Annotated in this window: 7 protein-coding genes; 3 read left to right on the top strand and 4 right to left on the bottom strand. The window is 71.7% G+C overall.

Annotated features, from left to right (window positions below):
* Positions 1-65 precede the first annotated feature (65 nt).
* The gene (locus ACWGIG_RS15075) at positions 66-1,187 is read right to left on the bottom strand and encodes an aminoglycoside phosphotransferase family protein (protein WP_453322019.1); all 1,122 of its coding nucleotides are present in this window, start codon (positions 1,185-1,187) and stop codon (positions 66-68) included.
* A 234-nt stretch (positions 1,188-1,421) separates the two neighbouring features.
* Between ACWGIG_RS15075 and ACWGIG_RS15070 the strand changes: the two genes are divergently transcribed.
* A complete protein-coding gene (locus tag ACWGIG_RS15070; RefSeq protein WP_453322018.1) occupies positions 1,422-2,912 on the top strand; it encodes a DNA-binding protein NsdB in 1,491 nt (496 codons plus the stop codon).
* 45 nt (positions 2,913-2,957) lie between these two features.
* On the opposite strand, the gene ACWGIG_RS15065 is transcribed toward ACWGIG_RS15070, so the two are convergent.
* Entirely contained in the window at positions 2,958-4,385 is a 1,428-nt protein-coding gene (locus ACWGIG_RS15065) for a PP2C family protein-serine/threonine phosphatase (RefSeq protein ID WP_453322017.1), read from the bottom strand.
* Positions 4,386-4,655: 270 nt separating this feature from the next.
* A complete protein-coding gene (locus ACWGIG_RS15060) occupies positions 4,656-5,945 on the bottom strand; it encodes a glycosyltransferase family 87 protein (RefSeq protein WP_453322016.1) in 1,290 nt (429 codons plus the stop codon).
* 162 nt (positions 5,946-6,107) lie between these two features.
* Here ACWGIG_RS15060 and ACWGIG_RS15055 point away from each other — a divergent pair, with 162 nt between their 5' ends.
* On the top strand, positions 6,108-6,272 hold the full coding sequence (locus ACWGIG_RS15055; RefSeq protein ID WP_453322015.1) for a hypothetical protein: 165 nt from the start codon (positions 6,108-6,110) through the stop codon (positions 6,270-6,272).
* A 234-nt stretch (positions 6,273-6,506) separates the two neighbouring features.
* On the opposite strand, the gene ACWGIG_RS15050 is transcribed toward ACWGIG_RS15055, so the two are convergent.
* Positions 6,507-7,586, bottom strand: a complete 1,080-nt coding sequence (locus ACWGIG_RS15050) for a glutamate--cysteine ligase (RefSeq protein ID WP_453322014.1) — start codon at positions 7,584-7,586, stop codon at positions 6,507-6,509.
* A gap of 113 nt (positions 7,587-7,699) precedes the next feature.
* On the opposite strand from ACWGIG_RS15050, the gene ACWGIG_RS15045 reads away from it, so the two are divergent.
* Positions 7,700-8,476, top strand: coding sequence for a PTS sugar transporter subunit IIA (locus ACWGIG_RS15045; RefSeq protein WP_453322013.1), 777 nt, complete (start codon positions 7,700-7,702; stop codon positions 8,474-8,476).
* Positions 8,477-8,493: the final 17 nt, after the last annotated feature.

Below are 8,493 nucleotides of genomic sequence, written 5' to 3'. Positions count from 1 at the left end.
GTGCCCGCGCCCTGGCACTGCCCTTCGCCCTTCCCCTCCACCGCGCCGCGGCCCCGCACTCCGCCTCAGCGGGTACCGACCGCCGCACGCACCGCCCGGCGGGCGAGCGCGCAGTCGTCGTGCAGCCGCCGCAGCAGCAGTCGCTGCTCCTCGCCGGGAGAGATCCCGGAGCTGCCCAGGGCGCCGCCCGGCGGGGCTTCCCGCATGGTGCGCTGCACCTTCGCCTCGTACGACCGGACTTCGCGCGTCGTGACGAGCATCAGGTTGACCAGGAAGGCGTCGCGGGCCGCGGTGCCCGCCGCCTGGGCGAGCTGGCTGATCTGCCGACGGGCGACCGGGGACGCGTCGCCGAGGATCATCCACAGGGTCGCCAGGTCGTACCCCGGCAGGTACCAGCCCGCGTGTTCCCAGTCGACCAGCACTGGACCGGCCGGCGACAGGAGAACGTTCGAGAGCAGGGCGTCGCCGTGGCAGAACTGCCAGCCGAGCGGGGACCGGGAGATGCCGTGCAGCAGCTTCTGCAGGTCGCCCAGATCACGGTCGGTGAACAGACCCAGTGCGTGGAAGTCCGTCAGCCGCTTGCCGTAGTTGAGCGGTTGGCCGAACATCTCGGCGGGCGGGCGCCAGTGGTTCAGCTTGTCGATCGCGCCGAGGGCGGCCCGGACGTCGGCACGGGGGGGAGCCTCTGCCGGGTGCCGCGTCAGGGCCGCCGCCCGGCCCGGCATCCGCTCGATCACCAGTGTGCAGTTGTCGGGATCCGCGGCGATCAGCCTCGGGACCCGCACCGGTGGGCGGTGCCGGACGAAGGCGCGATAGGCAGCTATTTCGTGCCTGAACCGCTCGGTCCACTGGTCGGAATGGTCGAGTAAACACTTCGCGACCGCGGTCGTACGACCGACTGTGCCGACGAGCAGTACGGAACGTCCGCTGCGGCGCAGTACCTGCACCGGATTGAACTCCGGGCAGATCCGGTGCACCGATGCGAGTGCGGACCGCAGCTGCGTGCCCTGGGGGCCGGACAAGTCGAGTCTCCCGCTGAGCGGTTGGGTTCCGGGCCCCGCCGCGCGCCGGGCCCGGCCGGCGCCCGCCGCTGCGGCATGATGCGGGTCGAGGTACGGTCCGCTGCCCGTCACCAGCGGTCGGTGCGGCCGGGGCGGGGCGGTCACGGAGGAAGATGCTGTGTACATGGGCGGTACAGGTCCCTTCGTGCGCCGACGAGTTGCGTGCGCCGCCCGCCCCGGCGGACGGTCCGCACCCTGGGGAGTACGAGCCGGCTGCCGGGCCGGGGTGGCGCTCTCTTACCTGACACCCGGCCGCGGGTGGCACACCATCTGGCGTGCCCTGGCGAACCCTGGCGAATAGTCGCGGCGCATATCGCGGCGGGGTTAGTGTCAAGTCAGCCGAGAACCTGGGGGCTTGACGTGACCGGAGAACCCAACACCCGCCTGAACGACCTGTTCGGGCTCACCGGGTGGTCCAAGGGGGAACTCGCGAGAATGGTGAACCGGAAGGCGGCGGCCATGGGCCATCCGCAACTGGCCACCGACACTTCGCGGGTACGACGCTGGATCGACATGGGGGAGTCCCCCCGCGATCCGGTGCCCAAGGTGCTGGAGGCTCTGTTCACCGAGCGGCTCGGCCGTGTCGTGACCATCGAGGACCTCGGGTTCACTCGCACTGGCCGCACGGGACGACGCCGGGCCCCGGGCAAAACCGACCACCCCGACGGCGTGCCGTGGACGTCCGAGCAGTTGGCCGAGATCCTCTCCGAATTCACGGGAATGGACCTCATGCTCAACCGACGCGGCCTGGTGGGCGCGGGCGCCGCGCTCGCCGCCGGCTCCGCACTGACCAGCGCCATGCACGACTGGCTGCACTCCGATCCGACTCTCGCGGCCGACGGACCGCGCATCAACGAACCCCTGCACGTGGAACGCGCCGGGTACGACCTCTACGAAGCGGCCCCCGTCGGGTCGCAGGAGATCGACGCGCTTGAGCGCTCGGTCGACGTCTTCCGCGCCTGGGACGCCTCACGTGGCGGCGGCCTCCAGCGCAAGGCGGTCGTCGGCCAGCTCAACGAGGTGGGCGGAATGCTCTCCTACCGTCAACCCGCCCATCTGCAAAGGCGGTTGTGGGGGGTCGCCGCCAACCTGGCGGTCCTGGCCGGCTGGATGTCACACGATGTGGGCCTGGAACCCACCGCCCAGAAGTACTTCGTCATCGCCGCCCACGCGGCCCGCGAGGGCGGCGACCGGCCGAGGGCCGGCGAAGCGCTCTCCCGGGCGGCCCGGCAGATGGTGCACCTCGGCAAACCCGACGACGCACTGGACCTGATGAAGCTCGCCAAGTCCGGTTCCGGCGAACAGACCCTGCCGCGCACCCGTGCCATGCTCCACACCATCGAGGCCTGGGCGCAGGCGTCGATGGGGCACGGACAGGCGATGCGGCGGACCCTCGGCGAGGCCGAGGAGCTGTTCGTCTCCGACAAGGGCGATGTGGATCCGCCCAGTTGGATGCAGATGTTCGACGAGGCGGACCTGCACGGCATGCAGGCCCTCGCGTTCCGTACGCTCGCCGAGCACGAACCGGCCGCCGCGGTGACCGCCCAGCGGCACGCCAGGCTCGCCCTGGAATTGCGGCCCGACGGACGTCAGCGCTCCAAGCTCTTCGACCACATCTCGATGGCCTCGGCCTGCTTCATCGGCAACGACCCCGACCAGGCCGCCCGGTACGCCCGGCTGGCCCTCAGCTCCATGGGGGAGACGTCCTCGCACCGCACCTGGGACCGGCTGCGCAGCATGTACCGGCTCACGGCGCAGTACGCGAACTACCCGATGATCGAGGACCTGCGCCGGGACCTGGAGCGGGTGATGCCGAAGAAGGCGGGCGGAGCCAGGGGGGCGGCCGTCTAGCGAGTCGGCGGGCAGAGTCCGACGGTCCGTCCAGCAGCCGGGTCGCTAGTCGATCCGGGCGATCAGTACGCAGGCGTCGTCCTCGCGCTCCGTCTCGCCGAACTCCTCCAGCACGAGCCGTACGCATTCGCGTGCGCTGTGGGTGTCGGCGAACCGAGGGGCGAGGGACAGCAGCCTGCTCCGGCTCTCCTCGTCCGTGGCACTGCGTCGCGACAGACCGTCGGTGTGCAGGAGCAGCAAGTCGCCCTCGTGGAGGGTCACTTCGGCCTGTTCGTACGTCGCGCCCGTCGTCGCGCCGAGCAGGATTCCCCGCGGCGGGGCCAGCGGGCGACCCCTGCCGTCGCGGAACAGCAGCGGGGCCGGGTGTCCGGCCTGCGCCCAGGTGAGGAGGCGGGTTTCCGGGTCGTACTGGCAGCAGATCGCGCTGCCCAGGGAGGGCTGGGCGGAGGAGGTGCCGAGCAGCTGGTTGAGGTGGCCCATCAGTGCGCCCGGGTGCACGCCCGCGAGGGCCATGCCGCGCAGTGCGCCGAGCAGCATCGCCATGGAGGAGGTGGCACTCACCCCGTGACCCGTCAGTCCGCCGACGGTCAGCAGTGACCGGCCGTCGGCGAGTTCCATCGCGTCGTACCAGTCCCCGCCGACCAGCTCGCCGCTGGCGGAGGGCAGGTAGTACGCGGCGAGGTCGAGCGCGCCGCCCGCCGGAAGGGGCGCCGCGCCGCGCCACGACGGCAGGACGGCCTCCTGGAGCTGTACCGCCACCCTGCGCTCGGCCCGGACGAGATGGCGGTGCAGCTCCAGCGAGTCCCGGTTCTCCCGAACGGTGCGCTGGGTGCGGCGCAGTGCGCTGATGTCGCGCAGCACGGCCCACATCGAGGCGGTGCGGCCGTCGGGGTCGAGGACGGGCTCGCCCATCATGTGCAGGGTGCGCACCGCGGCGTCCCTGTCCCGTACGATCCGGAACTCGCCGTCGATGGGCTTCCCGTCCACCAGGCAGTCGGTCACCATCGCGGTGAGCAGGCACTGGTCGTCGGCGAGCAGCATGGACGGCAGTTCGTCCAGGGAGAGCGGGCCGCTGCCGGGAGCGCGTCCGAAGATCTCGTACAGCTCGTCGGACCAGCTGACCTCGTCGGTGAGCAGATTCCACTCCGCGCTGCCGACCCTGGTGAGCAGGGAGCCCTCCTGGCCGCCACCGGGGGGCGCGACGGCGGCGATGGCCGCCTCGATCGGAACGGACGGCAGGCCGTCCTTCAGCTGCCCCAAGTGGGCGCCCAGATCGTCGAGTTGATGGACCGCCAGATCGCACAGGGCGCGCTCCCAGCGCACCTGGGCGTCGTCTGTCTCGTCGAGCGGCGCGTCCCGGCGGACCGCGTCCACGTCGCCGCGCAGCCGGCGGGTCTGCGTGATCAGTGCGTCGACCATGCCCCGCTCGGGAGGCTGCGGCGCGGAGCGGTCCGCGAACAGGGGGGACGGCATGGCGTACTCCGTAGGCAGGCGCGGCCGGGACGGTCTGTCGGTCTTCGGTGCGGCGGGTCCGGTGGTCCGCGGCGCGTGCTGCTGGGCGGGCGGACGGTGGAAGTCGACCGTTAAGACTCTGGCACAGGGAAGGTGGGCCCGTAAGGCGTTTGGCAACACTCGATCCGGTGGTGCACCTGGCATATGCCGACGGCCCGCGTGGGCCGACGCGTGACGGGCGGCCGACGGACGCGTGGCGAAGTGCGGGGCCGGTGCGGGCCGAGCGTGGGGCTAGTGCCCCACCTGCCCTACCTGCCCCACCTGCTCCACCCGCCCCGCACGCCACAGCCGTACGGCGGACAGGGCTGCCGCGGCGACGAGCAGCAGATCCCGCACGAAGAGGTTGGCGATGGCCATCGGGTCGGCGTCGTCCCTCAACTCCCGGTACAGCAGGGGGAATCCGAGAGTCGTGAAGAGACAGGCCACCAGGATCAGAACGGCCACCGGCCGCTGCGAGGTTTCCCGCCGCAGCAGACAGACGGCAGCCAGCCCCACCAGCCACACCAGGTACTGCGGGCTGATCACCCGGCTGGTCACCACGAACAGCAGTACGGCGGTCAGTGCGGCGTCCGGCAGCAGCCACGGTGCGCTGCGCCGCGACCTCAGCCGCCAGTACAGCAGCCACCCGAGCGCCAGCACGGTCAGGCACTGCATCACCAGCGACACGGTCTCCACTCCGGGACCGACGAACTCGTGCGACCCGTCCTTCGCCTTCCACGTCCCGCTCCAGCCGAGGTGCCTGGCCACGTGGAACGGCAGCGCACCCACCGACTCGATCTGGATGCCGCGCGACTTCTGCGCCGTGAGGAAGGAGAGCGCGTGCGGCATCGCCAGCGCGAAGACGCCGAGGAGCACCACCGCGGCGGCGGCCGCCGACAGCCAGGCCGTACGGGTGCGCCGGCCCCGCTCGGTGCCCACGAGGAGCAGCACGGGCCACACCTTGATCAGTGCTCCGAGCGCCACCAGGGCGCCGAACACCCGGTCCGCCCAGGCGCGCTGCGACGCGGCGACGGCCAGTGCGGCCATCGCCACCGCCGTCACCTGGAGGTCGAACCGGTTCCACGGCATCGTCGAAAGCACCGCCAGCGCCACGGCCCACAGCCACGCCCCGGCGAGCGAGCGCCCGCGCCGCACTGCCAGCCACAGCAGCCCCGCCATCACCAGGGCGTCGGCCAGTGCGGCCGTCACGATGAACGCGGTCCCGTAGTCCAGCGAGGGCAGTACCCCGGGCGCCAGGATCGGCAGGGCGGCGCCCGGCGGGTACTGCCAGCTCACGTCGTGCGCCGGGAACGTCCCCGAGGAGAGGACGTCGAACCAGCCCCGGTACACCTTGTCCACCGAGGGATCGAGCGTGCCGTCGCCGTCGAGCGGCGGGAGCTTGAGCGCGGCGGGCACCAGCCACAGCCGGGTCAGCACCCAGACGACGACCACGGTCCAGGGAGCGTGGACGAGGCGGGCGCGGACGCCGGTGCGGACGGGCGTACCGGTGGGGGTGCGGGTGCTGCTGGTGCTGCTGGGCATCCCCGCACTCTACGAGTTCCAGGTGTGCCGAAGAACACCAGGTCAGGCGGCGATGCATGGGGGGTGGCCGGCCGGGTACCAGCCGCGGTGTCCGTTCCGCACGACGGGAGAGCGTGGCGAGAGAGCGTGGCAAGAGAACACGACGAGAGAAGGAGACCGGCGATGGACCGACGCCAGGACGGCCCCGAGGAACAGCCTCCGGGAATCCCGCGCGACCTTCCCGACCAGCAGGCGGGGCCCGGGGACGACCCGTGGGCGGTGACGGACGCCCCGGGGCGGACGGACCCGGAGCCGGGTGAGGAGACGGCGGAGGAACCGACGGACTGAGCGGGGCGGGGACCGCTGCCGCTCGGCCGGCTGAGGGGGTGGGTGCGGAGGCGGGCTCCGGCGCGGATACGGGCGCGAGTCGTGGAGGCGGGCACGGGCACGGACCGGATACGGCATGGTTGCCGGAACGTCCGCGCTGGTGCCGGACCAGCCCACGACCAGCCCCTGAGCTGCCCGTCGGCCCCGCACCCGTGTGTCGGGTCCGCCCACCCGTCGGGCCCGTCCGTCTGTTTCTCACCCTTTTCCCACCGTCCTGCGCGCGCACTCCTCCACCACCGCCCGCAGATTCCCCGTCCTCCTCAGCAGCTCCCGCTGCACATGCGCCCCGTTGCCCCGCGCCAGCAGCACGTCCAGGTGTTCCTTGACGAGATCCATGTCCCCGCTGTCCCGCAGCGCCTCCGCCACGTGTGCGAGCAGTGCCCGTACGACCGTCTCGGCCGGGGCCGGTGTCAGCGTCAGCGGGTCGACCAGGTCGCCGCACAGGCCGGAACGGGCGGCGCGCCAGGAAGCCAGGCGCAACAGGCCCACTCCCGTGGTGTCGGGCGGTCCGCCCTCGGCCCAGTCCCGGGCGGCCGTCTCGACCAGGGCACGTACCAGCGCCGCGATCAGCACGGTGTCGTCCGCCTCCAGGCACACGTCCGGCACCCGGACCTCGACGGTGGGGTAGTGGCGCGACAGCCGGGCGTCGAAGTAGATCATCCCCTCGTCGAGCAGGGTCCCGGTCGCCAGCATGCCCTGCACCTGGCGGTGGTAGTTCTCTGCGGACCCGAACTGTTCGGTGGCCCCGGTGGACGGCCACCGCCCCCACACCCTGCTGCGGTACGAGCCGTACCGGGTGTCCCGCCCCTGCCAGAACGGCGAGTTGGCGCTCAGGGCGAGCAGCGCGGGGAGCCACGGCTGTATCCGGTCGAGCACCGCCACGCCCTCGTCGTCGGAGTCCACCGAGACGTGCACGTGGCAGCCGCAGGTCAGCTGCTCCAGCGCGGTCAGCCCGAATTCCTCCTCCAGCCTGCGGTATCGGTCGCCCGAGTTGATGGAGGGGTCGACCGGCAGCGGGGACGTGGCGAGGGCCGCGAGTTCGGCGCCCGCCCGCCGCGCCCCGGCGGCGGCCTCCCCGCGCCAGCGGCGCACCTCGGCGGCCAGCCCCTCGATGGTGGTCCTCGGCCTGGTGGCGATCTCCAGCTGTTCCCGGTGCAGCTCCTTCTCCAGCGTGGAGCCGTCCGGCAGCGCGGCCAGGACGACCCCGGACACCGCCCTCGGAGTTCCGTCGCTGTCGACCAGCAGAAGTTCCTCTTCCACTCCCACACTTCGCACGGGTGGCCCCCCTCGGGCTCGGTGATCTTCGTGGTGGCGGAGCGAGTGCCTTCTTTCTCTACCCACGTGCTCTGGTCGCGCCGCACGTTCACGACTGTGCAAATATCGGATTCATGTCGGCACTGAGTGATCTCCTTCCATCGGAAGCGGTACGACTTGACCTCCTCGCGGCGGACTGGAGGGAGGCCGTCCGCGATGCGGGCGAACTCCTCGTCGCCACCGAAGTCACCACCGCCGACTACACCGCGGAGATGATCCGGAATGTGGAGGAGAACGGTCCGTACATCGTCATCGCGCCCGGATTCGCCCTCGCGCACGCCCGCCCGTCGCCCGCCGTACTACGAACCGGAATGTCCTGGCTACGGCTCGCCGAGCCGGTGGAGTTCGGCCACGAGAGCAACGACCCGGTGAATCTGGTGGTCGCACTGGCCGCCGAGGACGCCGCCGCGCACACCGCCGCGATGGCCTCACTGGCCCGGCTGCTGGCCGACCCCGAAACCGCACGGGCCTTGCACGAAGCGCCTACGCCACAGGCACTGCACGCCGTACTCGCCGGGCAGCAGGACGTACGTACCCCGGCGAAGAAGGCCCCCGCGGGGCCCTCCGTGCACAAGATCCTCACGGTCTGCGGCAACGGCGTCGGCACCAGTCTCTTCCTCAAGAACACCCTGGAACAGGTCCTGGACCGCTGGAAGTGGTCGAAGTACGTGAGCGTCGAGGCGACCGACACCATCTCCGCGAAGGGCAAGGCGTCCGAGGCGGTCGCCATCCTCACCTCGCGCGAGATCGCCCGGACCCTCGGCGACGTGGGCGTGCCGGTGAAGGTCGTGGAGGACTTCACCTCCACCGCCGAGGTCGACGGCGTGCTCCGCGACACCTACGACGTCTGACTCACGGACCCATCTGC

The organism is Streptomyces sp. NPDC054863, from assembly GCF_053610825.1.
Note: the sequence above shows the minus strand (reverse complement) of the source record. Positions and strands in the feature narration are given on the sequence as shown.

Bases quoted from the DNA above. Each gene is read 5' to 3' on its own strand.
- ACWGIG_RS15075 (WP_453322019.1), bottom strand. From the start codon at position 1,187: ATGTACACAGCATCTTCCTCCGTGACCGCCCCGCCCCGGCCGCACCGA.
- ACWGIG_RS15065 (WP_453322017.1), bottom strand. From the start codon at position 4,385: ATGCCGTCCCCCCTGTTCGCGGACCGCTCCGCGCCGCAGCCTCCCGAG.
- ACWGIG_RS15060 (WP_453322016.1), bottom strand. From the start codon at position 5,945: ATGCCCAGCAGCACCAGCAGCACCCGCACCCCCACCGGTACGCCCGTC.
- ACWGIG_RS15055 (WP_453322015.1), top strand. From the start codon at position 6,108: ATGGACCGACGCCAGGACGGCCCCGAGGAACAGCCTCCGGGAATCCCG.
- ACWGIG_RS15045 (WP_453322013.1), top strand. From the start codon at position 7,700: ATGTCGGCACTGAGTGATCTCCTTCCATCGGAAGCGGTACGACTTGAC.